General features: G+C 58.7%; 1 protein-coding gene. It reads right to left on the bottom strand.

Going from position 1 to position 242, the window contains the following annotated elements; genetic code table 11:
- Positions 1-242, bottom strand: a 242-nt coding sequence (tnpB, locus tag HKX41_13075) for an IS200/IS605 family element transposase accessory protein TnpB (GenBank protein ID NNC25066.1), incomplete at both ends; no start/stop codon positions are given.

Here is a 242-nt window from a genome sequence, read left to right as displayed (position 1 = left end):
GCCTTCCGCGTCAGCCTTGTACTCCACGAGGTCAACGAGCTGGCGGTGCGCCCACTGGTGGAACTCTTTGACCGGCGGCGCACGTTCCCTGATGTGTTTCAGGTTCTCAACCGCGATGTACTCGCAGTTATGCTCCAGTGCTTCCTCGATGATGTCGTTGGCCACGCGGTGGAGGACGTCTCGAACGTATCGGGATTCCCTACCGCTCATCTGCTGAATCGTCCGATGTGCGGATTGTGTAC

This window comes from Salifodinibacter halophilus (assembly GCA_012999515.1).
Lineage (GTDB): Bacteria > Pseudomonadota > Gammaproteobacteria > Nevskiales > Salinisphaeraceae > Salifodinibacter > Salifodinibacter halophilus.
Note: the sequence above shows the minus strand (reverse complement) of the source record. Positions and strands in the feature narration are given on the sequence as shown.